We start from the raw sequence: 26,594 nt of genomic DNA, 5'->3' as shown, positions 1-26,594 counted from the left end.
GTGCCTCCTGTGGTGGGTGCGGTGGTTCCGGTTCCGCCGGTGACGGCGCTGTCTCCGAGGACGGAGATGGCGTTGCCGGTGGCGGTCACGGGTGCCGTGACGGGTGCGGTGACCTGCGTGCCGTTGCCGACCCCGTCATCGCCCGACGTCGCAGCCCCCGTCGCGGGGGACGTTGCGGCGGGAGCGGCAGGAGCCGTTCCGCCGTTCGCCCAGCTCTCACCGAGGATCGCGATCCCGTTGCCTGAGACGTTCACCGGTGCGGTGACGGGTGCGGTGACTTGGCTGCCGCCCAGGATGCCGTCGTCACCCGTGGTGGTGCCTCCGGTCGAGCCGCCCGCAGCGGGTGCTGCCGGAGCCGTTCCGCCGGTGACGCCGCTCTCTCCGAGGAGTGAGATGGCGTTGCCCGAGACGTTCACCGGTGCGGTGACGGGTGCGGTGACCTGGCTGCCGCCCAGGATCCCGTCGTCACCGGAAGTGCCGGTCGCAGTGGTGGGCGATGAGGCGGGGGAGGCCGGAGCCGTTCCACCCGTCGCCGCGCTCTCTCCGAGGAGCGAGATGGCGTTGCCCGAGACGTTGACGGGCGCCGTGACCGGTGCGGTCACCTGCGTCCCGCTGCCGACACCGTCATCACCCGACGTGGTCGGGGCGACGGAGCCGCTCGTCGGAGTGCTCGAGGAGGCCGGTGTGCTCGAGGAGGCCGGTGCTGCGGCATCCTGGCCGAGAGTCTCGCTCTCGCCGAGCAGTGCGACGGAGTTGCCCGACACGGTGACGGGCACGTCGACGTGCAGCAGGGCCTGGGTGCCCGACAGCAGACCGTCGACGCCGTTCGTCGTGATCGACGGAGCCGGGGCGGTGGGAGCCGGGGCCTGGGGAGCCTCAGCCGGCGCTGCCGTGCTGCTCGACGAGTCGCCGAGCACCGCGATCGCGTTGCCCGTCACGGTGACGGGCAGCGTGACGTCCACGACGGCCTGGGTGCCGGACGCGGCGCCGGAGTCGCCGCTCGTGGTGGGAGCCGGAGCCGGAGCGGGCGCAGGGGCCGGAGCTGGGGCCGGGGCGGGCGCAGGGGCGGGGGCCGACTGTGCGGAGGAGTTCCCGAGGATCGAGACCGCATTGTCGACGATCGTGACGGGCACCGAGATCGGTGCAACCGCCTGGGTCCCTGAGAGAAGTCCGTCTTCTCCCGAGGTGTCTGCCGCATTGGCGGCAGTCGCGCCGAGCAGGGTGATCCCGCCGGCGAGAAGCGTTCCCCACAGGGCCCGCTTGATGAAAGTACGCATGATGACCTTCTCCTGACTGAATTGGGTGTGTCTGGATGGGTGCACGCGGAAGAGCGAGTGCGCGCGCAGCACGGCATCTGTCGTTCACGAGGAACGACCGGACAACCCGTCAGTCAGGAGAGACGTCGGTGTCGGCGACCAGAGACGTCGGCAGGACGTCGTCGGGTGCACCGGGGGTGCGTTCCACAGCACGGAACGCGGGAACGCCCACGTCGCTGAGGCGCGCGTGGGAGAGAGCGGATGCTCCGCCGGAGCCGGCAGAGGAAGAAGGCGTCACCGGTCCGCCGACGGGCGGCGTGAAGGGCGTGGTGTCGCCGGATTCGGGCGCACTCGTGGCCGGAGCAGCGGGGGGAGCCACCGGCGCGAGAGCGGATGCTGCGGAGGCGCCGGCCGGCTGCGCGCGAGTGGGCGCAGTGATAGCCGGAGGTGTCGAGGTTGAGCGGCCGTCGACATCGAAGCCCAGGGAGTCCAGACCCGGAAGCGACGAGCCGTTCTCGGAGCCGCTCGGGTCGAGAGCGGTGAGCACGGGCGGAACGGTGTTCTCCACTACTCCGCCGACAACGTCCGTCGTCGCGTCGACGACACCGACGACGTCGTCGAGCAGCGTGTCGACGCCGAGCTCCTCGATCAGACGTCCGACGCCGGGGAGGGCTGCGAGAGCATCCTGCACCGGGGTGACGATCTGAGAGACCGGAGCGTCGGTGAGCAGATCAGTGACCGGAGTGACCACGGCCTGCGCGGTGTCGGTGACGGCCTCGACGACCGGGGCCGCGGCGGGCCCCACGACGGGGACCTGCGTGACCGTGTCGGAGACGTGCTCGACGACCGGGGGAGCTGCCTGCTGCACCGGGGTGACCACCTGGGTCACGACGGGCGCGACGACCTCGGTGACGATCGGCTTCACGACCTGCGTGACGATCGGCGAGGTCACGGCGGTGACGGTGTCGCCCACCGACGAGACCGTCTGGCTCACGAGCGACGTGACTCCGTCGAGCAGGGGAGCGTCGGAATTCTCGTCGGCATGCGCGGAGGACCCTCCGGTGAGGACGGTGATCGCCGCCCACGCGAGCGCGCCCATGCCACCCCAGAGGGCGATGGCCGGAAGGCCGCGCCGGGTTGCCTGAGCGTTCACGTCGACTTCCCTCCCCCGAGAGACGATCGTTCGTCCGACGCACGTCGCGTCGATTGGGGGTGACGATACTCCCGGTATTCCGGCATGTCTAGAGCGATCTGCTCGAAGACGATGACATCTCGCGCACATTTCCGGGGGTTGCGCAGTGTGACGCGCCCGGTGAAATCTCGGCTTGACTTTCCCCAGGTTCTACACATCCCGTACCGGATTCGGTGAACCTTCAATGCGCAGTTGAAGCACTTTCTCATCCACAGGGTGGGGAAACTGAAAAGTCCAGTTCAGAGCGATAAACAAAAGTCTGATGTGAGGTAGTCCACCGGGTTATCCACAAGTGTTCTGCACAGACTCTCCGGACTTGTTCGCACGCTTTCCACATAGTTATCCACAGGCAGTGTTGCGACCGAAAACCCCCGCTCGTAGCGTGGTCGAGCGACCCGATGTCGGAAGCACCTGGTTTGCTGCGCAGAAGGCTTCGAAACGGCCGCGACAGCGCAGCACGGGACCCGGGTTGCACCTCCGCCCCATCACGCTCGTCGCATCGAAGGGAACACTGTGTCGATCGCTGACATCTCCGAGGATCGCCTCGGCGGCAAGCGTCCGCCCGAGCGGACCCCTCCGCACGACCTCCTCGCGGAGCAGAGCGCGCTCGGCGGAATGCTCCTGTCGAAGGATGCCGTCGCAGACGTGATCGAGACGCTCAGGGGCGCCGACTTCTACATCCCGAAGCACGAGCTGATCTTCGAGGCGATCCTCTCGCTGTACTCGCACGGCGAGCCGACCGACGTCGTCGCCGTCACCGACGAACTCATCAAGACGGGCGAGCTCAGCCGCGCCGGCGGTGCCGACTACCTGCACACCCTCACCTCGATCGTCCCCACCGCGGCCAACGCCGGCTACTACGCGGGCATCGTCTCGGAGCGTGCGATCCTCCGTCGTCTGGTCGACGCCGGCACCCGCATCGTGCAGCTCGGCTACGACGGGCAGGGCGACGCGACCGACCTCGTCAACAACGCCCAGGCCGAGATCTACTCGATCACGGGCTCCGAGACCACCGAGGACTACGTCCCCCTGCAGATCGCGGTCGACGCCGCGCTCGAAGAGATCGAGGCCGCGAGCGGCCGCGACGGCTCGATGACGGGCGTCCCGACGGGCTTCAAGGAGCTCGACGAGCTGACCAACGGCCTGCACGGCGGACAGATGATCGTCGTCGCCGCTCGACCCGCCATGGGTAAGTCGACGCTCGCGCTCGACTTCGCGCGCGCTGCCTCCATCGGTCACAACCTTCCCTCGGTCTTCTTCTCGCTCGAGATGGGTAAGAGCGAGATCGCGATGCGTCTGCTCAGCGCCGAGGGTCAGATCCCGCTGCAGAACATGCGAAAGGGAAATCTCGACCCCCGCGACTGGACCACGGTCGCGGCGACCCGAGGGCGCATCAACGACGCGCCGCTCTACATCGACGACAGCCCGAACATGACCCTGGTCGAGATCCGTGCGAAATGCCGTCGGCTCAAGCAGCGTGAGGGCCTGCGCATGGTCATCATCGACTACCTGCAGCTGATGACCTCGGGAAAGCGCGTCGAGTCCCGCCAGCAGGAGGTCTCGGAGTTCTCCCGAAGCCTCAAGCTCATCGCCAAGGAGCTGCAGGTTCCGGTCATCGCCCTGTCGCAACTGAACCGTGGTCCCGAGCAGCGCCAGGACAAGAAGCCCGCCATCAGCGACCTGCGTGAGTCCGGGTCGATCGAGCAGGACGCCGACATGGTCATCCTGCTGCACCGTGACTCGGTCTACGACAAGGACGTGCGTCCTGGCGAGGCCGACCTGATCGTCGCCAAGCACCGTAACGGTCCGACCGCGACCATCACCGTGGCATTCCAGGGTCACTACTCGCGCTTCCACGACATGGCGCCGGGCGGCGACTTCAACTGAGTGCCGCGCGGCGGGGGTCTCACCGGAGGCCGTCGGCGCACGTGCTCCCGGGTCGCACTTCCCACCACAGCTCGTACTCGGACCCGTTCTCAGTCTCGATCAGCCACGGCGGAAACCTGACGTACCGCTCCATCGCGAGGTTCCACGACGCATCCGCTCGCGTCGAACGAGGGTCGTCAGCGGGCAGGTCGTCCATTGTCGTCCAGGATTCTGCGGGGTGGGTCTTCGCCCAGTCGTAGATGAGCTGACCTGTTTGGGACCAGTCCCGTTCATTCATGCTCTCGGCGATGTCGGTCGGCATCGGCAAGCGGTCCGAAGTGCGGTAGTCGTAGGTGCACGAGTACTCATGCCCGTCGTCACCGACGTAGCTCAGCGCGATCGTCACGTTCGTCGTGAGCCACCACCTCTGACCGAGCACGATCAGTGCGCCGATGACGACCATGGCGACAGCGACTGTCGCAGCGACCGCGATCAGCCATCCCGTGCGAGGTCGCCGCCTCGGCGGAGCTGACGAAGATTCGATCGACATCAGATCATCGTAATCAGGCCGATCCAGCGAACACCGCGTTCACGGAGTCGAGAGGTCTCCCCGGTCGCTGAACAGACCGAGCCGGGAGGTTCGGTGAGCCGGGGGATGGACGGGACGCCCCCACCACGGGGGAGGCGGCAGAAAGGGCGCCCCATCCGATGCCGTCATATGGGCGGCACCCCAGCTGTCGCGTTACAGCGCGACAGAGCTGTGACGTAAGCGTGACACCGGTGAACGCCCCGCGCAAGACCTATTGTCAACCGGTATGCCGGAGGCGCGGACACGAGGGCCGAGAATCAGGCGAGCGCCTCGGCGTGACGGCGAAGCCCTCGGCGGTTCGAGACGTCGAGCTTGCGCATGATCCGGTGCATGTGGCTCTCCACCGTGCGCACGCTGAGGACCAGGCGGGAGGCGATCTCGGCGTTCGACAGCCCGCTCGCGGCAAGGCGTCCCACCTCCTTCTCGCGATCGGTGAGCGTGACCGCTGTCGCGCCGAACCGTGCGAGATCGAAGTGCCTCCCCGCGTGCCGCGCACGGATCCGCTCCTCCCGCTCGAGTGCCTGCCGCTGCCCTGCCTCGTCTCCCGTCTCGGAATACCAGGTGCGCGCGAATCGGCAGGCGGACAGCGACGTTCCGGTGAGCCCCCGAGCATCCAGTTCGTCGGCGGTCGCCAGGATCGCGCGAGGGTCGTGGTCCACCAGCGCCGTCACGAATGCGGCCTGGGCGGCGAGGCCGGCCGCCTCGGGAACCTCCGTCAGGTGGGCCAGTGCGACCGCGAGGCGGGCCGGCGTCGGTTCCAGCTCCACTGCCGAGAGCTCCGCGGTGAGACCTGCCACGCGCGCGCCGCGATTCCAGAGAGCCTCGCCCGAGCGGGCGAGCAATTCGGCAGCCTTCTGGGTGTTCCCGTCGAACGCGAGCAGCTGCACCTGCGGCCACGCGCGGCTCTGCCCGGGAAGAGGACCGTCCTCTGCTCCGAGCTGCTCCAGGTCGGCCGCGAGCCGCTCACCGGTCGTGAGCTGACCCCGGCGGATGGCGACCACGGCGGCGATCGCCAGCAGGGACAGCTGCACGCCGGGTGGCAGGGGCGAGGGCTCTCCGGCCGAGAAGATGACCTCGAGCAGGTCATCGACCGCCGCATGGTCTCCTGACGCCAGATGGCAGAGCGCCGCGGCCGTGCCGAAAGCGCGCACCGCATCGATGTCGAGGTATCCGTGCGCCTCGTCGAAGCCGCGCTGCAGCACGTCCAGGGCCCCGCTCGCGTCGCCCTGACCGAACAGGGCCATTCCGAGGAGCACCCGCGGGGTGTGCCGCTGCTCTTCGTTGTCGAGATCCTCGATGAGCGTGTACACCCGCAGGGCGTCGGTGAAGCGTCCGAGGCTCACGAGCACACTCATCTGCGTCTCGAACATCACCAGCTTGACCGTGGAGGGAAGCTCGTCCGAGACCTCGAGGCGACTGCTGAAGTCGTCGGGGACCGCGCCGAGATTCGCGAGCAGCTGCACCTCGACCGCGCGCAGCATCCCGGCATGCTTGCCGACGGCGGAGGCATCCTCCTGCAGCTGCGCGACAGCGCGCTCGAGGTCGTTGTCGACGTAGGCGGTCCACTCGGCTTTGAGGGCGGCGAAATCGGCACGACTCGCGTCATCGCCCGAGCGGGCATCGGGAGACGAGAGGATCTCGGCGATCACATCCCTCACCTTCGCCGTATGCGTGTGCATGAGGGCGCGGATGTAGCGGACGGCACTGGCCGCGGTGGGGTTCGCCTCCCATTCGGCGGCCGTGACGATGCGACGTGCGCGTGCCCGCTCCTGCAGCAGGCGCACGAACAGAGCATCCTGACCGCTCGCCGTCGTCGGGGAGGACTGCGAGTCGGTGAGCACAGACCAGACCGATTCGGGCGTGCTCAGCTGCCGCACGATCTGCCCCGTGAGCCGCGTCCTTCGCGCGGTGAGCGGCTCATGCCGGAAGAACTCGACCAGCAGGGGCGGCATCACCGCGACGAGCTGTCGGTCACCGCTGGGGATGAACGTGATCATCCGGCGCTCCTCCAACAGCTCCAGCGTGCCCCAGTCGACGAGCTGGCTGGCCGTGTCGATATCGGCGACGCCGACGATCGCGATGATCTCGAGGGCATCGCGCGTCGCATCGTCGAGGCTCTCGAGGTGCGCCTCCAGGACGGCGCGCAGACCGCTGCTCCACAGGTCTCGGGTCGCGGTCCATTCGCCGCCGCGCAGCACGAGGCGCTGCTCGCGGATGGTGGCGTCGACGAGACTCAGCGCGAGCCCGATGTTCCCGCCCGACTTCGCGAAGATCCGGCTCATGGTGCTGGCCTCGATCGGGTGCGAGAGGTACGTCTCGAGAGCCGTCTCCATCTCCTCGAAGCGCAGCGGTGTCATGTCGATCACATACGACGGCTCGAGCGTCGACGCGGGAAGACCGCTCGGCGTGTGCCTGGCACGCAGGCCCTGAAGTCGGGACAGGACGATCGGCACCCCGTACTCGCGCCGCACCGATTCGGCGACGCCCCACGACGACTCGTCGAGGTCGTCCCAGTCGTCGAGGAACAGCACCGAACGCGAGGCGCGGAGGGCCTGCCGCAGCGAGTCGGCCGTCTCGTGAAGATTCGGACCGGGCCGCTGCGTGCTGGTCGCGCCGATGCCTGCGAGATGCAGAGCGGCGAGCGGATGCTGGCGCAGCGAGGCGATCCCGCGCACCGAGACCACAGTCCACTCGTCCTGCTCCACCCGGGCACGCAGCGCCTTGAAGAACGCGCTGCGACCGGAGCCTCGACTGCCGACGACATCGATGCTGACGCCTGCCTGGATCAGGTCGACTGCTGCGGCGAGACTCTCTTCGCGACCGACCACCATGAGTTCCCGCCTCCTCACGTGCTGTACCTATGCAAAACGTACTCTCCTGGACTCCGCAGAGATAGGCGCACCGGCGGCGGCCGATGCGGCCGCCCTGCCGGCTCTGATCCTGTCGCGCCGAGCGTCCGATGATCACGGTGAGCACGCCGTGTACGCGGGGCGAGAGCCGAGCTTGCGTACTTCCGAGCGCGCCAGGGCACAGGTTGTGGTGCGGGGCAGTACCCGGAGGGCTCGTACTGAGCATCCGTGACACCGAATCCTCAGGTTCGCGAGCATCCACTACGTAGCCGAGCACGACGGCCACTGAGATCGACGCCGTCGAGTGCTGAAGGGCCCGGAATCGCGGACGCCGGTGCAGCGGGGGCCGCACTCTTACAGTCACCGCCCATCTGCGCACATCGTGCCCCGCGGTCCTACCCCACCCGAGAAACAGCGTGACGTCAGCGCGCGCCCGAATACATGGAGACGACAACCGTGAGCGAGAGCCCTCGATTATCAGGCCGCCGAACGCTGCGGCGGCGACGCCGGGTGGCACGGCGCGTGCGTCTCGTCGCCGCGGTGACGGCATGCCTCGGCCTGATCGCAGGCGCCATCGTGGTGGCGGGTCCGGCGATGTCGGCACCGAGCCACGAGCTCGTGATCACGAGCATCGCCTTCTCGGGAGTCGATCAGACCCCCGGTGACGGCGTGTGCCTGACCGCTGCGGGCACGTGCACCCTCCGCGCGGCGCTCGAGGAGTCGAACGCCCTGAAGGGCGCTCCGGGTGCCGTCGCCATCACCGTGCAGTCCGGTCTCAGCGGGACCATCCGCCCGGTCATGACCCGTTCCGCGGCGAACTGGATGCAGACGTCCGCCGTGTCGACGTGGGACGACGGTGCCTTCTATCGCATCACCGCACCGGTGACCATCGACCTCGACAACCGCATCTCCATCATCCCCACGTCCGAGTCGGTGGAGGGGGCGGCATTCGAGGTCGCCGGGCCGGATGTGGTGCTGAAGAACTTCACGAACATCCTCTCCAGCGGCACCTCGATCGTGATGGGCGAGCAGGCGAAGCGCGTCAGCCTCACGGGCGGCTCGACCGTCACGAAGGAGAACTACTACCCGGAGCGCTTCGTCGTCTACCGCCAGGGTGCGAGTGACATTTCGGTGAGCGACTACTCGCTGCAGGGTTTCTTCCATGAGGGCCAGCAGACCTCGGGGTTGTTCCTCTTCAACGCGACCACGACGACGCCGATGAAGAACATCACCATCTCGCGCGTCAAGGTGAACTACACCTCCGGCGGCACGTGCAACGGATCCGACGGCTCCGGCTGCCGCACCAACCTGACCACCTTCTCGCCGCGTGACTCCAACGTCGTGCTCGACGGCTTCTCGTTCCAGGACTCGGTGGTGAAGAACCTCAACGGGGCCACGGGGTTCAAGTTCTCGAACGGCGGCAACTCGGGCGTGCGGCTGTCGAACCTGACCATCTCGGGCAACCAGTTCCTCAACTCCACCGGCGACGGGTCGGGAGACGAATACGCGTTCATCACCCTGCCTCCGGGCACGCTCAGCGGCGAGAACAGGATCTCGCGCAACGACATCGTGCGTGCGGCCTCGGGGCAGAGCATCGCGATCCGCTGGGACGGCCTGACCCGCAGCGGCACGGTGCCGAGTGGACTGAGCATCACCGACAACTTCATCGACGGCTACGACTCCAGCATCCGGCTCTCTCGCAGCGGTCTGACGACTGTCTCGGGGAACACCTTCGGAACCCGGTCGGGCTCGCAGGGAAGGCCTGCCACGGGGGAGGAGACGGGTGATGGGGGCGCGCTCCTCGTCGACAACGGCACGGACTCCAACCTGTCGGTGGCGACCTGGTTCCCGACGTCGAGCGCCGCGGTGGTCGCCGCTCCGTCGAGCGCCGCGCTGGTCGCGACACCTCGCGCCGGGTTCACCGGAGGGACGTGCGCGGCGGAGTTCGCGGTGCAGAGACCGGTGACCGGGCAGAACATCCCGACCGGACCCGTCTCGCTCGACCTCTACTGGACGGCCGATCGCACCGCCGAGATCTACCTGGGGCGCGTGACCGGAGTGACGGCGGCCACGGCATCCGTCGCGGTGTCGTTGCCCGTCGGGCCGCAGACGCTCGCCGGCGCCACCGCGCCCGCGTCTGCGCAGGCCGTGAACGCCACGACCGGTGACGTCTCGGGATTCGTGCGCGTGCAGACCCATGGCGAGACGACGCCGCAGCTCACCTCATCGCAGTTCAGCCGCACGGTCGCCGTGACCGGGAACTGCCGGCCGAGCCTCGTGCTCGAGCAGGCGGCCGGCCAGAACGACCCCACGATGAGCCGCGACCTCCGTTACCTGCTCACGTCGTCGTTGCCCCTGGATCCGTCGACCGTCACCCCCGATGACGTCCACCTGAACGCCACGGCCACCGCGGACACCGTCGACACGGCGCGCATCGCCCCTCGAGTCGTCTCCGTGACGCCTGTCGCAGGAAAGAACGGACTCCAGTTCGAGGTTGTCGCGCGCGTCGACGACTCTGCCGCCGTGTCTGCGAGCATCGCTGCGGGGCGTGTGACGTCGACCTCGGGGCTCACCAACACCGCGGCTGCGATCTCGGTCGATGCCCGCATCACGTTCCTCAATCCGCTGCAGGTGACAGCGCCCCGCTTCACCCTCGTGACGGGCGAGAAGAAGGGCAAGACGTACGCCCTGATGCTCCGCGCGGGCGCTCCGGTGCCGACATCGCCGGTGACGTTCTCGTCGCAGGTCGACGCGGTGGGTGTCGAGAACGGCGTCCACCTGTCGACCAATGCGCCGGTCATCGCCCCCGGTGGCCGTTCGACCGAGCCGATCGTGGTGAAGGCGAGTGCCGGGGATGTCCGGGCGAACACGAAGGCCACGATCGCGGCGACCGTCGCGTCCAGCGACACGAACTACGACGGGTTGGTCGTGCCGTCGGTGAACCCCTTCCTGTTCGCCACCGATCCGACGATCGACATCGAGAAACGCGCATTCGCCGCGGTGACGGATGCCTCGACACCCGCGACGATCGAGCAGACGGGGACTCCGGTGCTCACCGGTTCGAGGCTCGTCGACGGGCAGGCCGTGTGCTTCGTGTACACGGTGACGAACCGATCGGCGGACGACTGGGTCACGAACCTGCACGACATCCTCGTCACGGATTCCGACCTGCGTCTCGGCGCCGACGGCCTGATCGGCTCGATCCCGCAGCTGCCGATCGGCGAGAGCAAGAAGGTCGCCGCGTGCGGCACGATCTTCTCGAACGGCACCGCCGACGGGTGGCGCCGATGACCGCGGTCGACACGCCGCCCCGCGCGAAGAGGGCGCCCCTCATCATCAGTGCCGTCGCAGTGGCGGCACTGACCGTCGCCGCGATCGGTGCCGGCACCTACGCCCTGTGGTCGTCCGAGGACACGTTCTCGGGCTCGCTGTGGCGTGCGGGGGACCTGGCGATGACGACCGAGCCGGCGTCGTGGCGACAGATCACCCCGGGCGTGACCGAGCCCCGATCCGGAGAGCTGGCGAGCACTCCGACCGATTTCTTCACGATGCCCGGCGATGTCATCGAGATCGCCCAGCCCCTCGAGACCTACCTGTGCGGAGAGAACCTCGCCGGTGCGTTGAGCATCGAGTTCGCGTCCGTTCTCGACGTGCAGGCTCAGGTGGATGCGGGCGACATCGCGGTGACGCTGCGCGTGGAGGATGCCGAGGGTGATGTCGTCGCGACCGGTTCTCCCGACGGCGGGCCGCTGGCCGTGCCCGGGCTCGTCGGATCACCGCAGGGAGAGACCGACCGGTGGACCGTGATCGTGAGGGTCGACGTGCGCGGCGACTACGTGTGGACGGACGGCGACGTGCGCGGCGCCGCCGGAATCTGGGCGGCGGGCGACCTGATCGTGCGCCTCGATCAGGTGCGGGAAAGCGGGGCCGGAGCATGAGGCGTCGCACTGTTCTCTCGCTCACCGCCGTCATCGCCGGGGTGATGACCTTCGGTGCGGTCTCGACCGCGCACGCGCTCTGGACCACGAACGATGCCGTCGTCGTGCCTGAGCTGCGCACCGGAGCGCTGACCTTCGGAGCATCCGCCCCTTCGCAGCGAGTCCTGTCGGAGTCCGGCGAACCGGTGGAGATCACCCTGCCAGGCAGCGAGATCGCCGCCGTGCTCGATCAGGGCGGTCTGCGAACCGAGCCAGTGATCTGGCGATTTCAGGTGTCCGGTGCCGCTCTCGGCATCGCCGGGCTCGACTACGACATCACCATCGGACCCCAGGTCTGGGATGACGGTCGCTCCGCCGATCTGACCGACGGGATCGCCGAGGACGGCACGCTCCTGGCGGATTCGACGGTCCGGATCTATCCGGCGGGCCTCGGCGACGACTGCTCGGTGATCCCCGAGGGTGTCGAGGGAGCCGAGGGCGAAGGCGCGGCGAACGTCCACCTGACCGACGCCGTCGATCGGACGCTCCAGGAGCCGGCCGCCAACCCCACGGGTGCCGAGATCAGTCAGACCTGGTGCGTCGCGATGCTCTGGAACCACCGCGCGGACGGACTCTACGTCTCGGAGGCGAGCGCCCACGGGATCGCCGTCGACGGCAGCGAGAACCGGGACTTCGACACCTGGGAGGCCGCAGTCGCCTTCCCGGCGTCGCTCGACGCCATCGGCATCTACGACCACATCGCGTGGGCGGAGGGAACCGGTGACGACGGCACCCTGTCGCGCGACGACTCGTCGTGGAACGGGACCGTGCACCCCGACCCCGCGGGGGAACCCGGCCTCGTGATCCGCATCGATCCTCGCGTGACCAACGCGAACCCCGCCATCGCTCCCGGCGATCATGCCACGCGATAGCACCCGAATCCTCACCCCGCCGGCCGGACCCCGCGTCCTGCCGCGCCACACCCGACCACCATCAAGAAGGAGCACTCGCATGAGTACCGAAAACCCCCAGATCATCGTCGTGACCGAAGAAAAGAAGAAGCGCCGGGGCGCACTGCTCCTCGTCGCCGGCGGAGCCGCGGCCCTGCTCGCGGGCGGATCGACGTTCGCCCTGTGGACCGCGACCGACGGCTTCAGCGGAGGACAGATCACCGCCGGTGACCTCGACGTCGTGCAGACCGCTGACACGACCTTCTGGGACGTCTCCGCCGACCGCGACGACGCGACCGCAACGGTCACCGGTACCGACGGGTCGCAGCTCGGTCACGCGCTCTCGCCGGCGGATGCGTCGACCTGGCGCATCGTTCCCGGTGACAAGGTCGCGGCCTCGTTCTCGGCCGACGTCACCCTCGAGGGAGACAACCTCGTCGGTCGACTCGCGCTCGAGGGCCCCGCGCTGAACGAGTACGACATCAGCGGCATGACGTACACGTACGAGGTGTACCAGGACGGCACCCTCGTGCAGAGCGAGATCGCGCTGCCCACCACGGCAGACGCGACCCTGCTCTACCTGTCGGCACCGCAGACAGGACAGGATGCGGGTCTCGAGGACGCGAACGGCACCACGGTGCTCTCGATGGCAGCGACCACCGAAGACCTCACGGTCATCGTCTACGGCACCTTCTCGTCGACGGTCACCGACCGCACCGACGTCACGCTGACCGACACGCTCGCCGGCCTGAACCTCAGGCTCGAGCAGGTTCGCGACACCGGAGCGCAGTTCTAAGCACACCGGTCGGGAGGCGCCCCACGACCGGGGCGCCTCCCTCGAACACCACTCCACCGATGAGAGACGGACGCATGCGCACCGCCGGCAGGATCCAGAAGAGCTGGTACGAATCGCCCTGGCGCATCGCCGGGCGAGCCGTGTCGATCGCGTTCGTCGTGACGGTGATCGCGCTCATCGCCGCACTCCTTGTGGTGCCGCGAGTGGCCGGAGGGTCCTCGCTCACCGTGCTCACCGGTTCCATGGAGCCGACCCTCGCGCCGGGAGACATCGTCGCCGTGCGAGGCGTCGCACCCGATCAGGTGTGCACCGAGATCGGCGTCGGTGACATCGTCACCTTCCTTCCCGAGCCCGGGAATCCGGCACTCATCACCCACCGGGTCGTGGGCAAGACCGTCGGCACGTTCGACGACGGCACCGACTGTCGTCTCATCACCCAGGGCGATGCGAACTCGGCGGCGGATGCTCCCGTCTCTCCCGAGCAGGTGCGAGGCTCATTCCTCTACAGCCTCCCCGCGCTCGGATGGGCGCGGCAGTGGGTGTCGGAAAACCTCATGATGCTCGGCATCGCGCTCAGTGCCGGTCTGCTCGGGTACGGCTTCTGGAGCACGTTCAGGAGGCCGCGGACGCGCGTGATCATGACTGCCGGCTCGGGCGGGGCCGTCCCGACCGCCGGCGCCTCGGCATCCGACGACTCCGCATCCCCATCGTCGCCCGACGACCTGCGGATTCGGGAACTCGATCTCCGCGAGCGCGAACTTGCGGTCCGCGAGCAGGAACTCCAGCTCGCACGACTGCGACTGCCGCCGTTCGACGAGGGCTCCTTCCGGGAGCTGCTCCCGACCACGACGAATCCCGAGAGAGACCAGTGATGTCGTACCCGCACCCCGCAGCCTCGACTGCGTACCCCGCGTCCGGAGTTCTCGACGACGTGCTCGCCGACTCGCGCCGGCGGAACCGCCGAGCGTCGTTCGTCTCGTGGATCCTCGCTCTGGTCCTCCTGTTCACGCTGGCAGGGGTGCTCTCGGCCGCGGGTGTGCTGCCGGCCTTGCCCTCGAGCCAGCCCACCCGGATCGCGACGACGGGCAGCCCGGCGGGCCCGGCGCCGGTGACGGCATCCGGTGATCGGATCGAGTCCTGGGATGCCGTCGCCACGGCCGCCTGGGACGGCGAGGCGACGCACCTGGACTGGTCGGGTCGTTCGTACTCCACCGCCGAGGCCTCGTTCGTCGGCGACCGGGTCGCGTCGCCCGGCGACCGCTCGCGACGCACGCTGCTGTTGACGAACACGGGTCCATCGCGTGCCGACCTGGCCGTGTCGCTGCGACTCGGTGAGGTCGTCCCCGAGGGAGCCCTCAACCCTGACCTCGCAGACGACGTCGAACTGTTCTGGACCGTGGGCGGCGTCGAGGGACGGCAGCCGTACTCCGCTCTGCGTGACCGGTCCACAGGCGACGTCGAGATCGCGCAGGTGCAGGTCGCCCACGGCGAGACGGTGGCCGTGGAGATCGGGTTCGAGCTTCCCGCAACCACCACTCACCAGCGCAATGAAGGCGCCGCGTCGACCGAGCTCGCCTTCGATGTGATCGCGACCATGTCGGGGGACGTCGGTGCGCAGCCCCAGCGCCTGGCGGCCACCGGAGGGGACTCGCTCTTGCTCTTCGGCATCGCCGCAGGGCTGCTGATGCTGCTCGGACTGCTCCTCGTCGCCCGTCCTCGTCGCCGGTGCGACGACTGCTCGAGGACGATCGGCAGAGACGAGTCGTGGACCGATCTGGCGCGCCATGATGTGGGCCGGTATCGGGTGTGCCCGGACTGCGCCGAGCTGCATCGGGCGCTGTCTTCTGCGGGGTGAGAGTGCCGGGGGTGACCGGAGGTGCGCTACGAGATCGATCGCGCATCCGCATGGTCGTGCGGGATGCGCCGTCGTGAGCGCACCCCGCACGTGTCATCCGCCGCATCCGCGGAGAGCCTCGACTACTTGCGCGGCGGGTTGAGCGGCAGCCACTCTTCGAGCGTCGTCTCGAAGATGTGGGCGCCCTCGACCGGGATGAGGGTGCGCTCCTCGATCTGCGCTCCGTAGTACGGGGCGCTGTCATCGCGGACCACAGTGCGGGCATCGCCGCGGAACGTGAGCGCCCGGCGTGCGAACTCGTCCATGCCGAAGGCCTCAGGACCCGCGATCTCGATGTCGCCGGTCGGCTCACCGGCCGCGGCGCGGACCACGGCGGTGGCGACGTCCTCTGCGGCGATCGGCTGGATGAGTGCTCCAGGCAGCGTCACGGTGTCGCCCTCGGTCGAGATGTCGGCGATGCTGCCGACGAACTCGAAGAACTGCGTGGCGTGCACGAGGGAGTAGGCGACGCCGGAGTCGCGGATGAGCTTCTCCTGAGCGACCTTCGCAGCGAAGTATGCGATGTTCTGCGGGCGGTTCGTGCCGACGATCGTGAGCGCGACGTGGTGCCTCACGCCGGCCGTGGCCTCGGCGGCGAGCAGATTGCGCGTCGACGTCGTGAAGAACTCGAGCACGTCGTCCGGAGCGAACGACGGCGAGTTCGAGACGTCCACGACGACATCCGCGCCGACCAGCACGTCAGCCAGCCCTTCGCCGGTCAGGGAGTTGACGCCGGTGTTCGGTGACGCGGCGACGGCGTCGTGGCCGTGCTCGGTCAGCTTCGCGACGACCTTCGAGCCGATGAGGCCGGTGCCTCCGATGACGACGATCTTTGCCATGTCCAAGCCTTTCGTAGAGGTGACACCGGGGTGGCGTCTGTCAGGTATGACCGCGCAGCGCCCGCGGATGTGACGCGGTGGCGTCTCAGGCGACGGCGGGTGTCCGCACGCGCCAGTCGTGGTACCTCGTCGGCGCGATCGTCGCCGTTGCCTCGGGGAGCAGGTCGCGCGCGGCGAGATGCGCGCCGAAGTAGGTGCCCAGAGCATCCGCGACCACCTCACGCTCGTCCTGACGCGCCCGCAGATCGAGGGCGGCGAGCTCCGCGAGGCTGAACACCTCGGGCCCGCCGAACTCGATCATCCCGAAGCGGGGCTCGGCGAGTGCCGACTGCGACACGGCGGTCGCGACGTCGTCGGCAGCCATGGGCTGCACGAGCACATCGGCGACGTGCGCGGCACCTTCCCGCAGGGCATGATCGGTGATGTTGCGGATGAACTCGAAGAACTGCGTCGCGTGAACGAGGGAGTAAGGACGACCGGATGCCGCGATCAGGCGCTCCTGCTGCTCCTTGGCGATGAAATACCCGCCTTGGGCCCGCGCGAGGCGATCGGTGCCGACCACGGAGAGCGCCACGTGATGGGCGACGCCCGCCGCCTCGCCGTAGCTGAGCAGGTTCATGGTTGAGGTGTAGAAGAACTCCTGGGCCGCAGCCTCGTCGGTGTACGACGAGTTCGACACGTCGACGACGACCTCCGCCCCCGAGAGTGCGTCGTCCAGTCCTTCTCCGGTGAAGGAGTTCACCCCGGTCGCACGCGAGGCGACGACGATGTCGTGGCCTGAATCGCGCAGGCTGCGCACGACCCTGGTGCCGATCAGTCCGGTTCCGCCGATGACCGTGATTCTCATGTCGCTCCTGTGATCGATGGGATGACGCGGGGCCCGCGCCTACCTGTTCTGACCGGTGAGGTGCATCGGATGTGACGGGATGCGCATCTTTCGTCACAGATGCGTCGCCCCGTCGGTCATCACTGATGACGGGCGCAGAAGTCGCACCGTCGTGCTGAGAGGGATGCGGTGATGCGGCAGGCAGTGGAGAGTGAACATGTGACGGCGATGACGGAAGACGGCGGACGGGACGGCGACCTCGACACCGCGGTGCAGATCTTCGCCGCGCAGCGGCGGCGGCTGTTCGGCATCGCCTACCGGATGCTCGGCACGGTGGCCGACGCGGAGGACATCGTGCAGGAGACATGGATCCGCTGGCAGAACACCGACCGGATGCAGGTGAAGGAGCCTGCCGCCTTCCTCTCGACCGTCACCACCCGGCTCTCGATCAATGTGCTGCAGTCCGCTCACGCGAAGCGGGAGACCTACATCGGCCCGTGGCTGCCCGAACCGGTGAACACCGACGACGACCCCGCCCTCGGCGCTGAGCGTGCCGAGGCTCTGCAGTTCGCGATCCTCTTGACCCTCGAGAAGCTCACGCCCACCGAGCGCGCGGCGTACATCCTGCGCGAGGCCTTCGACTATCCGTATCCACGCATCGCCGAGGTCATCTCGTCGAGTGTGGTCAGTGCGCGGCAGCTGGTCAGCCGCGCCCGCGCTCATCTGTCATCGGCGAAGCAGACGACCGTGGAGCCCCGGCATCAGCGACGCCTGCTCGAGGCGTTCCTCACCGCGGCCCAGAAGGGCGATGCGCAGGAGCTCGAGAAGCTGTTCGCCGACGACGTGGTCAGCTACACCGACGGCAACGGGGTGAAGCTCGCCGCACGGATCCCGGTGATCGGACGGGGGCGGGTGGCGAAGTTCGTCGCGGCGTTCGCGCATCACTTCTGGACGGGCAAGACCATCGACTGGGTCGAGGTCAACGGTCAACCGGCGGCAACGCTCACCGAGGACGGCGAGGTCACGACGATGGTGACCGTCACGACGTCCGGCGACGGCATCGAGCAGCTGCTCTGGGTGATGAGCCCGCAGAAGCTCGGACACGTCACCGCGGTCGGCGCATGACACGCAGGCAGTACCCGGCGTGGGTGCGCCGGAGACGTCGTGGAGCTGCAGACGGGACGATCATGGAAGACCTGGCGATCGCGCTGACGGCCGGCGACCGGGCCGGCATCCGCGCGATGCTCCGGTTCGACGCTGTCCTGGTCATCGACAGCGGAGGTCTGATGCCGGAGTCCTCGGCCCCCATCGAGGGGCGTGCTGCAGCATCCGCCGGGCTGGTCGCTCTGGCGACGGCTGAGACCTCGGGGACGACGGCGTCGATCAACGGCGTTGAGGGGCTCGTGCTCATGCGCGACGGTGCGGTCGTCGCGGCGATCACCGCGGAGATCCGTTCGAGGCTGCTGTCGAACGTCTGGGTCGTCTGCAATCCCGAGAAGCTGAAGCACTGGAATCGGGGTTCCGACGGTTAGAGCGCGATGTCGTCCGAGGACGTCAGGGGAATCCACTCGGTCGATCGGATGCTGCCTCGATGCAGCACGTCGGCGTCGACCAGTGCCCCGAGGCCGACACCGGTGATGCGTGCGATCTCGGCGACCGGCACCTGGAACGTGCGGAAGGCTCCCAGTGGCGGCACGGCGAAGAGGCCGTCGGCGGTCTCGACGAGCTCGGACTGGTCGAGGACGAAACCGGCGGATGCCAGGCCGTCAGGCCCGTGCCATGCGGCCACCTTCCAGAATCGGAGAGGGATCCGGATGCCGCGATACGCAGGATCGTCGTCCGCGAGCACGGGTGCGGTGAAGACCGATACGCGCTGATCGGTGGTCTCGGCGTACTCGATCACGTGGTCTTCAAGACCCAACCAGAGCTCCTTCGACTGGTTGAACCCGGCCGCCTGCGGAGCCGCATTCGGATAGAAGAACGTGGCCTCGGTCGCCGCCCGGGCGTCGTCGACATCGCCCCAACCGGGGTCGCGTCGCCGCACGAGGTGGCCGCGGTCGAGATCGTTGCGTGAGTACACCTCGGGTCCGGTCTGCAGGTCGGCGTCGACCCGGGGGTCGAGACGCCACTCGCCTGTGCGCGGCAGCTCGCGCAGCAGCGCTCCGTCGATGTTCACACCTGTCACGACCGCCAGCCGGCGGTCGGTGTCGAGCAGCACCGTGAAGCGCGGGTAGGTCAGCTCGGTCGCATCCTGCGTCGGCTGAGGCAGGGGAATGCGCGTCGGAAGGAAATCGTGGTCGTATCCATCTGCCATACCGACATATTGCCTTGCGTCGCCGACATCGGCATCGGCGCCGACATCGACGAGGGGGTGCCGCGCGCAGCAACGCCCCGTCCCGATCGGCTCGGGACGGGGCGTTCGCACTCAGCGGCTCACGGGGTGGGCATGCCGCCGTTGACGTTGAGCGTCTCGCCGGCGACGTAGCTCGACTCCGCGGAGGCGAGGAAGACGTAGGCGGGGGCGAGCTCGGCGGGCTGACCCATGCGGCCGAGCGGGGTGTTCTCGCCGAACTCGTCGAGCTTCTCCTGCGGCTGTCCGTCGCTGGGCTGCAGGGGCGTCCAGATCGGTCCCGGCGCCACGGCGTTCACGCGGATGCCCTTCGGCGCGAGCTGCTGCGCGAGGCCCTTCGTGAACGCGTTGATGGTCGCCTTGGTCGAGGCGTAGTCGACGAGGATGTCCGAGGGCGAGTACGCCTGGATCGACGTGGTGTTGATGATCGCGGAACCCGCCGGAAGGTGCGGGAGTGCCGCCTTCGTGATCCAGAACATCGCGTACACGTTGGTCTTGAAGGTGTCGTCGAACTGCTCGTCGGTGATGTCGGTGAGCGACTCCTGGTAGACCTGCTTGCCGCCGTTGTTGACGAGGATGTCGAGGCCGCCCAACGCTCCGACCGCTTCGGCGACGAGCGTGCGGCAGTACTCGGGGTCGCGCAGATCGCCGGGGATCTGCGCGACGGTGGCGCCGGCGTCGCGCAGGATGCCGGCGATGCGCGCCGCATCCTCTTCTTCAGCCGGAAGGTACGAGAGCGCGACATCCGCACCCTCACGGGCGAACGCGATGGCGGTGGCCGCTCCGATGCCGGAGTCGCCGCCCGTGATGAGCGCCTTACGACCGGTCAGGCGGCCGGTACCGCGGTAGCTGTCTTCGCCGAGGTCGGCCTTCGGGGCGAGATCCGCGTCGAGCCCCGGCTCGGGCATGTGCTGCTTCTCGGGCTCGATGTCGGAGTAGAGCTCGGCGGGATTGACGAAGGTGTACTGGTCACGAGACATGGGGGTTCCTCTCGGTCGCGGGTCTGGGGGTATGGCTCCAGCGTGCGCCGAGGTTGGAATCTCGACCAGCGCCTTGCGCCTCAGGACTCCGGTCGCTAAGGGCGAAGCCAGCGGACGGTCCGACGTCGCGCGGGGAGGAGAACTGCTCCTCGGGAGGAGAGACTCGCAGGATTCCTCAGCCCGAAGCGCAGATCTCCTCCCGAGAGGACGGCAGCGAGGGGGGCGACCGACCCGCGGATGAGTCATCGACCGGGCTCCGCAGCAGTCTCCGTGAGAGCGCGTCCGGAGAGAAGCATGACGACGAGAGCGATCGTCGTCAGCGCCGCGGCGATCCACACCGGCGCGAGCACCCCGAGCCCTGTCGCGAGCCCGAACGCACCGAGCACCGGCCCCGCTGCAGCTCCTATGTTCAATGCCGCGGTGGCGTACGAACCGCCCATACCCCCGGCGCCGGGAGTAGCCTCACCGCATTGGCCGACTCATCTACTCCATGATCACGTCGCTCGACGGCTACGTCAGCGGGCCCGACGGCGGGTTCGGCTGGGCGCTCGACGAGGAGCTGCACGACTTCATCAACAGACAGTTCGCCGATGTCGGCACCTACCTCTATGGGCGTCGCATGTACGAGACGATGGTCTATTGGGAGACCGCACATCTCGAACCAGATCAGCCGCAGGTGGGGATCGGCTACGCGTGCGTGTGGCAGGCGGCCGACAAGGTGGTGTTCTCGACGACTCTCGCGGAGGTCTCGAGTGAGCGCACCCGTCTCGAGCGCTCCTTCGATCCCGAAACGGTCGAGCGTTGGAAGGCCGAGTCCGAAGGCGACCTCACAGTCGACGGTCCGACGCTCGCGGGCGAGGCGATCCGCGCCGGACTGGTTGACGAGTTCGGTATGTTCATCGGCCCAGGGATCGTCGGCGGGGGGAGACCGTTCTTTCCCGAGGGGGTGCACATCGACCTCGAACTGCTCGAGGATCGCCGGTTCGGCAGCGGCGTGATGTTCCTGCGCTATGCGACGAGAAGGCCGTGAAAGGTAGCGGCCTCAGGGGCGGACGCGCACCGTTCGGCCTTCGAAGGTGACGAGGTCGCCGTCGTGCAGCTGGCGCCCACGACGCCGATCGACCTCGTCGTTCACCCTCACGAACCCGTCTATCACGACCTCCTTGGCGTTGCCACCGGAGTCGAGGAGCCCCGAGAACTTCAGGAACTGGCCGAGGCGGATCATCTCTCCGCCGATGGAGACGTCGTCGATGCGGCCGGAATTCGTCATGACTGAAATGGTAGCCGCCGGATGCTGTCAGCCGGGCGCGGGACCTTCGCAGATGATCGTCGTCAGCCGAGCGCCCGCTGGATCCGCTCGCTGAGCCGCTCGGCTGCCGTCGAGGTGGTCCGGCGACGGGTCGGCGACTGAAGCGCGATCCGCACGTCGGATCCGCCCTCCGACATCGGAGTCGCGACGACCCTCACGTCGGCGGGCCCCGCGAACAGCGTCCGGCGTGTGCTGAATGCCACGGAGCGGTGATCGGAGACCCTCCACTCGACGTGCTTCAGCTCCGTCGTGAGCTGCTGCAGCACCCGCACGACGGAGTCCGCCTGCGCGGGAGTGTGGAAGTTCGTGTGCACCGTGACCGGCATGGATTCCCCTGACGACAGCATCTTCGGTCTGCGATCGAGACCGTACCCACCTAGAGAGACTGCGCGGTGAACGGATCATGATGCGAAAATGCCGAACTCGTCGCAGACGCGTCGAGCCGCCGACCCCGTGGGGCCGACGGCTCGAGGAACGACGCGGGTCGCTCAGTCGTCGATGTCGGTGCCGACGACGGCGTAGTCCGCACTGAAGTCGATGTCGATAGAGCGACGGTCGCTCGTGAGCACCGAAGCGTCGTAGGGGCTGACTTCATCGTTGTCGGCGTCGAGGTCGGTGATCATGCCGTCGGCCTCAGCCAGCGCGGCATCGACGAGTGCGCGGATGGCCGCCTCGTCGAGCGTGTGGGTGGGGGCGGAGTCGTCGTCGTCCTGCTCCGTCGAGACGACGGTGGCCGCGAGGTCTGCATCCACCCGCACCTCGGTCTCGCTTCCATTCGCGGCGGTCAGCTGCACCTCCCACGTGCCGTCGCGCTTCGCGTCGATCGACGTGACATCTCCCTCGGCTGCTCCGCGTGCGGCATCTGCGATCGCGACGAGATCGTCGGCCGAATCGGTGCCGATCCCGGTCACGGGGCCTCCGCCCTGGGGTGCTCCCTGCTGGTCGCCATCGTCGTCACGGTCGTCGCCGGGCTGGCCGCCGCGGTCATCCGAGTCTCCGCGCGGGCCGTCGGAAATCGACGGACGGTCGTCGTCGTCGCCGAACTCGTCGCCGACTGCTGCGCCCAGGGCCACACCGCCTCCGACGAGCACGACGGCCGCGGCGATTCCGCCGCCGATCAGAAGCGCACGCTTGCGTCCGGGCTTGGCGGGGGCGGCTGCCGGAGCGGCCGTCGCGTCAGCGGCGATCGGTGCGACGGGGACGGTCTCGGCCTCGGATGCCGGAGCGGGAGTCGCCTGAGGCGCGGGCGGTGCGGGCGGCGCCGGCGGGGTCTGGTTCGACGGGAGGTTCTCGGGCGTCTGGTCGGGGGTCGAGTTCTTGTCGTTCATGTCTCGATGCTCTCGCGCAGGTGCTGAAGCCACCCTGAAGCCTCCTGAAGCGATCTTCAGGAACGAGCCGACAGATCAACCGCGGATCGCGCTCGCCACGTCGGGGAAGGATGCAGGAATGTAGCCTCCGTGAGCCTGCTCCCCGTGCACGAGCTCGCCCGTTCCGGTCTCGGCACTGCCGAGCACGCTCCACGGGTCGACGATCCGCACGTCATGACCGTCGAGGTGCAGGCGGCGGACGCCTTCGAGCAGCATCCGCTTGGCGATGTCGTTGGCGCGCTGCACGCGGTCGAGGTCGACGATCACGGGGTCGTCGCCCGCTGGCTCCTCCGCGAACCCCCGCAGCACGCGCTCGGCCTCCATGAAGTGCAGGTCGCCGGCGATCTCGTGCACGGTCGCGCCGTCGTGCTCGACCCGGCGTGACACGGAGCGGGCCACGTCCGTCGAGGTCATCAGGTGCAGGCCGAGATCGTGGTTCATGCGCTCGAACATGCGCACACCACGGGTGCTGTTGCCGTGCGGGTCGAGTCGGGGCGAGAACACGGCGATGCCGACCTGCCCCGGCAGCACCCCCATCAGGCCACCTGCGACGCCGCTCTTCGCGGGGATGCCGACCGAGGTCAGCCAGTCGCCGGCCGAGTCGTACATGCCGCACGTGGTCATGACGCTCAGTACCTGCCGGTTGATGGCGGGGTCGATCACCTGTTCACCGTCTGACGTGCGGCCCCCGGCGGCGAGCACAGACCCCATGCGGGCGAGGTCGCGCACCGTGACCGACACCGAGCACTGCCGGGTGTAGCCGCGCACCACATCCGCCGGTTCCGCGTCGAGGGTGCCGACCGTGCGCAGCATGTACGCGAGCGCCATGTTGCGGTCGGCCGACGACAGCTCGGACTCGAAGACGTCCTCCGCGATCGAGAGCCGGCGACCCGCGAGACGGCTGTAGAGGTCGAGGATGCGCTCGGTCCGAGCATCCGCATCGCCGCCCTGCACGAGAGCGTGGGCGGCGATCGCACCAGCGTTGATCATCGGGTTCCGGGGGCGGCCGGTCTCGGGCTCGAGGGAGATCTCGTTGAACGCGTCTCCCGAGGGCTCGACGTCGATCCGCTCGAGCACTCCTTCGAGGCCCTGGTCGGCGATCGCGAGCGCATACGTGAACGGCTTCGAGATCGACTGGATCGTGAACTCCACGTCGGCATCCCCGGCGACGTAGACCTCGCCGTCGAGCGTCGCCACCGCGATCGCGAGCCGATCGGGGTCGGCCTGGGCGAGCTCGGGGATGTACGAGGCGACCTCGCCGGCATCCTCCCCGCACGACTCGAGCAGCAGGGTGAGGTAGTCGATCATGGGGGTCTGCATATCGACCATGCTCCCACGCCTCGCCGCCGCGACTCCCGTCCCCCGGGGCGTTCGCCGCCGGGTCTGCTCAGGCCGACAGAGGGAGCGTCACGACGAACCGGGCGCCGCCCCAGCGGGATGCGTCGACGGAGACGGTTCCGCCACTGGCCGTGGCGATGCCGTGGACGATCGCCAAGCCGAGTCCGCTGCCGCCGGCATCCCGACTGCGTGCCTCGTCGAGCCTGACGAATCGCTCGAAGATGCGCTCGCGCTCGTCCGGGGGCACTCCCGCTCCGTCGTCCTCGACGGTCACGAAGACGTGGGAATCCTGCGGGATCACGCTGATGGCCACGCGGCCGGCACTGTGCCGCGCGGCGTTGTCGGCGAGATTGCGCAGCAGCTGACCGAGAAGCCGCGGATCGCCTTCAACTCGGGCAGCGCGGATGCCGGAGCTGTCGACCTCGATGCCGCGCGAACGCAGTCGCCGTGCCTCGCCGAGGGCGAGATCGTCGAGATCGACGGCCTCGTCGTGAGTGCCGCCGCCCTCGTCGAGACGAGCGAGCAGCAGCAGGGACTCGACGATCCCCTGCAGACGAAGACCCTCGTCGGAGACGACTTCGGCGAGTTCGCCGATGCTGGTCGTGGCCGGATGCGCCTGCGCGAGCTCGGCATGCTGGCGGATCGTCGCGAGGGGGGAGCGCAGCTCATGCGACGCGTCCGAGACGAACCGGCGCTGGGCCGTCGCCGAGGCGTCGAGGCGATCGAGCATCCGGTTCATGGTGGTCGCGAGCGCCGCGATCTCGTCTGCCGATGCGGGGACCTCGACCCGGTTGTGCAGGTGCTCGGCGGTGATGCCGTCGACCTCCTGGCGGATGCGCGTGACCGGTCGCAGAGCTCGACCCACGACGAGCCACGTCGTGACCGCGACGAGCACGAGGAGCAGGGGGACAGCGACTGCGAGCAGCATGACGACAGTCGACAGGGTCTCGTCGTCGTCTTCGATGGGGACGGCCAGGACGAGGGTCTCGTCGTTCTCGAGGTCGTCCGAGACGACGAGCATCGGCGTGCCGTCGATCGTCACCGTGAGCGCATCGTCCGCTATCGGCAGCGCGCTCGATCCCAGATCGTCGCGGGCATCCTCGCTCGCCGAGCGGATCGAGCCGTCAGCGCCGATGATCTGCACGAGTTCGTCGTCGAGGGTGTCGATGCCGCGGCCTCCACCAGGGCCGCCGCCGGGTCCGTCCAGGCGCTCGGTCAGCTCGTCGAGTCGCTGCTCGGCGGCACGCTCGGCGCTGGCATGGATGCTGGAACTCAGGATGCCGTAGAACGAGAACGCCCCGATCAGCAGGGCGGCGGCCACGACGAGAGTCGCGCCGAGGGTCGTCCGGGCGCGCACTGATCTGAAGGGGCGGTTAGCCACCGTCGGCCGCCAATCGGTAGCCGGCACCGCGAATCGTCTCGATCGCCTCACGGCCGAAGGGCTTGTCGAGCTTGCGGCGGAGGTGGCCGACATAGACCTCGACGATGTTCGGGTCTCCGTCGAAGTCGTCGTCCCAGACGCCCTCGATCAGCGCGCGCTTCGACAGCACCTGGCCCCGATGGCGCATCAGGTATTCGAGCACGGCGAACTCGCGGGCGGTCAGGGTGACGGCCGTCTCGCCGCGCCAGACGTGGTGCGACGAGGGGTCGAGCTTCAGGTCTCCGGCTTCGAGCACGGCGGGGCGGGCGACGGCGCCGCGTCGCACCAGGGCGCGGATGCGGGCGACGAGGATCGCGAACGAGAAGGGTTTCGTCACGTAGTCGTCGGCGCCGGTCTCGAGGGCCTCGACCTGATCCCACTCGCCGTCCTTGGCGGTGAGCATGAGCACGGGGGTCCAGTTCTCTTCGGCACGCAGCGCTTCGCACACCTTCCAGCCGCTCATGCCGGGCATCATCAGGTCGAGCACGATCGCGTCGTAGCGGGTCTCGCGCGCACGCCAGAGCCCGTCGACACCGTTGTTCGCGACGTCGACCGCGAAGCCTTCGGCCTCGAGCCCCCGGCGGACGGCGTCGGCCAACCGCACCTCGTCGTCAACCACCAGGATCCGCATTCCTCCAGTGTGGCGGGCGCACCCTGAATCCGCGCTGAAGCGGGGTTGTCGCGCCTCGTGCCCGCATTCTGCAGGGGGCCTCGGGGGCGCATCATGCGTGAGGCCTCGTGCCCGCATCCTGCGTGGAGCCTCGGGAGGAGAGCTGCTCCTCGGGAGGACCGAATGCCGAAGATTCTCCGCCCGAGGAGCAGATCGCCTCCCGAGGCGTTGTCACGCCGACACCGA

The 26,594-nt window shown here is 68.5% G+C and carries 24 protein-coding genes and 1 pseudogene; 10 read left to right on the top strand and 15 right to left on the bottom strand.

Features of this window, described 5'->3' with window-relative positions:
- A partial coding sequence (locus tag RQG77_RS19030) for a chaplin family protein (RefSeq protein ID WP_311246147.1) occupies window positions 1-1,277 on the bottom strand: 1,277 nt, incomplete at its 3' end.
- Between the two features lie 109 nt (window positions 1,278-1,386).
- Window positions 1,387-2,409, bottom strand: a complete 1,023-nt coding sequence (locus RQG77_RS19025; protein ID WP_311246146.1) for a hypothetical protein — start codon at window positions 2,407-2,409, stop codon at window positions 1,387-1,389.
- A gap of 552 nt (window positions 2,410-2,961) precedes the next feature.
- Here RQG77_RS19025 and dnaB point away from each other — a divergent pair.
- Window positions 2,962-4,335 carry a replicative DNA helicase gene (dnaB, locus tag RQG77_RS19020; RefSeq protein ID WP_056311057.1) on the top strand — a complete coding sequence of 458 codons (1,374 nt, stop codon included), beginning with the start codon at window positions 2,962-2,964 and terminating at the stop codon, window positions 4,333-4,335.
- Window positions 4,336-4,354: 19 nt separating this feature from the next.
- Here the strand turns inward: dnaB and RQG77_RS19015 are convergent, their stop codons facing one another.
- Together RQG77_RS19015 and RQG77_RS19010 are read right to left on the bottom strand one after the other, a co-directional pair.
- Complete coding sequence (locus RQG77_RS19015; protein WP_311246145.1) at window positions 4,355-4,864, bottom strand: hypothetical protein; 510 nt, start codon at window positions 4,862-4,864, stop codon at window positions 4,355-4,357.
- Window positions 4,865-5,160: 296 nt separating this feature from the next.
- Window positions 5,161-7,734: a LuxR C-terminal-related transcriptional regulator gene (locus tag RQG77_RS19010; protein WP_311246144.1), complete on the bottom strand. Its 2,574-nt coding sequence runs from the start codon at window positions 7,732-7,734 to the stop codon at window positions 5,161-5,163.
- A 528-nt stretch (window positions 7,735-8,262) separates the two neighbouring features.
- Here RQG77_RS19010 and RQG77_RS19005 point away from each other — a divergent pair.
- The 6 genes from RQG77_RS19005 (at window position 8,263) to RQG77_RS18980 (ending at window position 15,270) form a co-directional block, all read left to right on the top strand.
- Entirely contained in the window at window positions 8,263-11,043 is a 2,781-nt protein-coding gene (locus RQG77_RS19005; protein ID WP_311246143.1) for a hypothetical protein, read from the top strand.
- The gene (locus RQG77_RS19000) at window positions 11,040-11,690 is read left to right on the top strand and encodes a SipW-dependent-type signal peptide-containing protein (RefSeq protein ID WP_311246142.1); all 651 of its coding nucleotides are present in this window, start codon (window positions 11,040-11,042) and stop codon (window positions 11,688-11,690) included. Before RQG77_RS19005 ends, RQG77_RS19000 begins: the two co-directional genes overlap by 4 nt.
- Window positions 11,687-12,601: a hypothetical protein gene (locus RQG77_RS18995; protein ID WP_311246141.1), complete on the top strand. Its 915-nt coding sequence runs from the start codon at window positions 11,687-11,689 to the stop codon at window positions 12,599-12,601. The genes RQG77_RS19000 and RQG77_RS18995 overlap by 4 nt, the downstream gene beginning before the upstream one ends.
- A 79-nt stretch (window positions 12,602-12,680) precedes the next feature.
- Window positions 12,681-13,415 carry a SipW-dependent-type signal peptide-containing protein gene (locus tag RQG77_RS18990; protein WP_311246140.1) on the top strand — a complete coding sequence of 245 codons (735 nt, stop codon included), beginning with the start codon at window positions 12,681-12,683 and terminating at the stop codon, window positions 13,413-13,415.
- 74 nt (window positions 13,416-13,489) lie between these two features.
- Window positions 13,490-14,287 carry a signal peptidase I gene (locus RQG77_RS18985; protein ID WP_311246139.1) on the top strand — a complete coding sequence of 266 codons (798 nt, stop codon included), beginning with the start codon at window positions 13,490-13,492 and terminating at the stop codon, window positions 14,285-14,287.
- Window positions 14,287-15,270: a hypothetical protein gene (locus RQG77_RS18980; RefSeq protein ID WP_311246138.1), complete on the top strand. Its 984-nt coding sequence runs from the start codon at window positions 14,287-14,289 to the stop codon at window positions 15,268-15,270. The genes RQG77_RS18985 and RQG77_RS18980 overlap by 1 nt, the downstream gene beginning before the upstream one ends.
- A gap of 122 nt (window positions 15,271-15,392) precedes the next feature.
- Here the strand turns inward: RQG77_RS18980 and RQG77_RS18975 are convergent, their stop codons facing one another.
- The gene (locus RQG77_RS18975; RefSeq protein ID WP_311246137.1) at window positions 15,393-16,148 is read right to left on the bottom strand and encodes an SDR family oxidoreductase; all 756 of its coding nucleotides are present in this window, start codon (window positions 16,146-16,148) and stop codon (window positions 15,393-15,395) included.
- Window positions 16,149-16,233: 85 nt separating this feature from the next.
- The gene (locus RQG77_RS18970) at window positions 16,234-16,995 is read right to left on the bottom strand and encodes an NAD-dependent epimerase/dehydratase family protein (RefSeq protein WP_311246136.1); all 762 of its coding nucleotides are present in this window, start codon (window positions 16,993-16,995) and stop codon (window positions 16,234-16,236) included.
- A 207-nt stretch (window positions 16,996-17,202) separates the two neighbouring features.
- Here RQG77_RS18970 and RQG77_RS18965 point away from each other — a divergent pair, with 207 nt between their 5' ends.
- Window positions 17,203-18,099, top strand: coding sequence for an RNA polymerase sigma-70 factor (locus RQG77_RS18965; RefSeq protein ID WP_311246152.1), 897 nt, complete (start codon window positions 17,203-17,205; stop codon window positions 18,097-18,099).
- Complete coding sequence (locus RQG77_RS18960; protein ID WP_311246135.1) at window positions 18,096-18,506, top strand: hypothetical protein; 411 nt, start codon at window positions 18,096-18,098, stop codon at window positions 18,504-18,506. The genes RQG77_RS18965 and RQG77_RS18960 overlap by 4 nt, the downstream gene beginning before the upstream one ends.
- Here the strand turns inward: RQG77_RS18960 and RQG77_RS18955 are convergent.
- The 3 genes and pseudogenes from RQG77_RS18955 to RQG77_RS18945 all read right to left on the bottom strand — a co-directional run.
- On the bottom strand, window positions 18,503-19,288 hold the full coding sequence (locus RQG77_RS18955) for a DNA/RNA non-specific endonuclease (RefSeq protein WP_311246134.1): 786 nt from the start codon (window positions 19,286-19,288) through the stop codon (window positions 18,503-18,505). The genes RQG77_RS18960 and RQG77_RS18955 overlap by 4 nt on opposite strands.
- A gap of 119 nt (window positions 19,289-19,407) precedes the next feature.
- The gene (locus tag RQG77_RS18950; protein WP_311246133.1) at window positions 19,408-20,304 is read right to left on the bottom strand and encodes an SDR family oxidoreductase; all 897 of its coding nucleotides are present in this window, start codon (window positions 20,302-20,304) and stop codon (window positions 19,408-19,410) included.
- A 242-nt stretch (window positions 20,305-20,546) separates the two neighbouring features.
- Window positions 20,547-20,765 (bottom strand): annotated as a pseudogene (locus RQG77_RS18945) (Cmx/CmrA family chloramphenicol efflux MFS transporter); the annotation flags it as partial.
- A gap of 29 nt (window positions 20,766-20,794) precedes the next feature.
- Here RQG77_RS18945 and RQG77_RS18940 point away from each other — a divergent pair.
- Window positions 20,795-21,334, top strand: a complete 540-nt coding sequence (locus RQG77_RS18940; RefSeq protein WP_311246132.1) for a dihydrofolate reductase family protein — start codon at window positions 20,795-20,797, stop codon at window positions 21,332-21,334.
- Between the two features lie 12 nt (window positions 21,335-21,346).
- On the opposite strand, the gene RQG77_RS18935 is transcribed toward RQG77_RS18940, so the two are convergent.
- The 6 genes from RQG77_RS18935 to RQG77_RS18910 form a co-directional block, all read right to left on the bottom strand.
- Window positions 21,347-21,574, bottom strand: a complete 228-nt coding sequence (locus RQG77_RS18935) for an RNA-binding S4 domain-containing protein (protein ID WP_056311088.1) — start codon at window positions 21,572-21,574, stop codon at window positions 21,347-21,349.
- Between the two features lie 62 nt (window positions 21,575-21,636).
- The gene (locus RQG77_RS18930) at window positions 21,637-21,939 is read right to left on the bottom strand and encodes a hypothetical protein (RefSeq protein WP_311246131.1); all 303 of its coding nucleotides are present in this window, start codon (window positions 21,937-21,939) and stop codon (window positions 21,637-21,639) included.
- Window positions 21,940-22,101: 162 nt separating this feature from the next.
- Window positions 22,102-22,941, bottom strand: a complete 840-nt coding sequence (locus tag RQG77_RS18925) for a hypothetical protein (RefSeq protein ID WP_311246130.1) — start codon at window positions 22,939-22,941, stop codon at window positions 22,102-22,104.
- A 75-nt stretch (window positions 22,942-23,016) separates the two neighbouring features.
- The gene (locus tag RQG77_RS18920) at window positions 23,017-24,309 is read right to left on the bottom strand and encodes a glutaminase (protein WP_311246129.1); all 1,293 of its coding nucleotides are present in this window, start codon (window positions 24,307-24,309) and stop codon (window positions 23,017-23,019) included.
- A gap of 58 nt (window positions 24,310-24,367) precedes the next feature.
- Window positions 24,368-25,699 carry a HAMP domain-containing sensor histidine kinase gene (locus RQG77_RS18915; protein WP_311246128.1) on the bottom strand — a complete coding sequence of 444 codons (1,332 nt, stop codon included), beginning with the start codon at window positions 25,697-25,699 and terminating at the stop codon, window positions 24,368-24,370.
- Window positions 25,692-26,369, bottom strand: coding sequence for a response regulator transcription factor (locus RQG77_RS18910; RefSeq protein ID WP_311246127.1), 678 nt, complete (start codon window positions 26,367-26,369; stop codon window positions 25,692-25,694). The genes RQG77_RS18915 and RQG77_RS18910 overlap by 8 nt, the downstream gene beginning before the upstream one ends.
- Window positions 26,370-26,594 lie beyond the last annotated feature (225 nt).

Origin of the sequence: Microbacterium sp. WCS2018Hpa-23 (assembly GCF_031843845.1) — a bacterium.
Lineage (GTDB): Bacteria > Actinomycetota > Actinomycetes > Actinomycetales > Microbacteriaceae > Microbacterium.
This window is presented reverse-complemented; position numbering and strand designations above follow the sequence as displayed.

What these genes read in the sequence shown, in the direction of transcription:
- RQG77_RS19015 (WP_311246145.1), bottom strand. Translation starts at nt 4,864, where the DNA reads ATGTCGATCGAATCTTCGTCAGCTCCGCCGAGGCGGCGACCTCGCACG.
- RQG77_RS19010 (WP_311246144.1), bottom strand. Translation starts at nt 7,734, where the DNA reads ATGGTGGTCGGTCGCGAAGAGAGTCTCGCCGCAGCAGTCGACCTGATC.
- RQG77_RS19000 (WP_311246142.1), top strand. Translation starts at nt 11,040, where the DNA reads ATGACCGCGGTCGACACGCCGCCCCGCGCGAAGAGGGCGCCCCTCATC.
- RQG77_RS18995 (WP_311246141.1), top strand. Translation starts at nt 11,687, where the DNA reads ATGAGGCGTCGCACTGTTCTCTCGCTCACCGCCGTCATCGCCGGGGTG.
- RQG77_RS18990 (WP_311246140.1), top strand. Translation starts at nt 12,681, where the DNA reads ATGAGTACCGAAAACCCCCAGATCATCGTCGTGACCGAAGAAAAGAAG.
- RQG77_RS18985 (WP_311246139.1), top strand. Translation starts at nt 13,490, where the DNA reads ATGCGCACCGCCGGCAGGATCCAGAAGAGCTGGTACGAATCGCCCTGG.
- RQG77_RS18980 (WP_311246138.1), top strand. Translation starts at nt 14,287, where the DNA reads ATGTCGTACCCGCACCCCGCAGCCTCGACTGCGTACCCCGCGTCCGGA.
- RQG77_RS18975 (WP_311246137.1), bottom strand. Translation starts at nt 16,148, where the DNA reads ATGGCAAAGATCGTCGTCATCGGAGGCACCGGCCTCATCGGCTCGAAG.
- RQG77_RS18970 (WP_311246136.1), bottom strand. Translation starts at nt 16,995, where the DNA reads ATGAGAATCACGGTCATCGGCGGAACCGGACTGATCGGCACCAGGGTC.
- RQG77_RS18965 (WP_311246152.1), top strand. Translation starts at nt 17,203, where the DNA reads ATGACGGAAGACGGCGGACGGGACGGCGACCTCGACACCGCGGTGCAG.
- RQG77_RS18960 (WP_311246135.1), top strand. Translation starts at nt 18,096, where the DNA reads ATGACACGCAGGCAGTACCCGGCGTGGGTGCGCCGGAGACGTCGTGGA.
- RQG77_RS18955 (WP_311246134.1), bottom strand. Translation starts at nt 19,288, where the DNA reads ATGGCAGATGGATACGACCACGATTTCCTTCCGACGCGCATTCCCCTG.
- RQG77_RS18950 (WP_311246133.1), bottom strand. Translation starts at nt 20,304, where the DNA reads ATGTCTCGTGACCAGTACACCTTCGTCAATCCCGCCGAGCTCTACTCC.
- RQG77_RS18940 (WP_311246132.1), top strand. Translation starts at nt 20,795, where the DNA reads ATGATCACGTCGCTCGACGGCTACGTCAGCGGGCCCGACGGCGGGTTC.
- RQG77_RS18935 (WP_056311088.1), bottom strand. Translation starts at nt 21,574, where the DNA reads ATGACGAATTCCGGCCGCATCGACGACGTCTCCATCGGCGGAGAGATG.
- RQG77_RS18930 (WP_311246131.1), bottom strand. Translation starts at nt 21,939, where the DNA reads ATGCCGGTCACGGTGCACACGAACTTCCACACTCCCGCGCAGGCGGAC.
- RQG77_RS18925 (WP_311246130.1), bottom strand. Translation starts at nt 22,941, where the DNA reads ATGAACGACAAGAACTCGACCCCCGACCAGACGCCCGAGAACCTCCCG.
- RQG77_RS18920 (WP_311246129.1), bottom strand. Translation starts at nt 24,309, where the DNA reads ATGGTCGATATGCAGACCCCCATGATCGACTACCTCACCCTGCTGCTC.
- RQG77_RS18910 (WP_311246127.1), bottom strand. Translation starts at nt 26,369, where the DNA reads ATGCGGATCCTGGTGGTTGACGACGAGGTGCGGTTGGCCGACGCCGTC.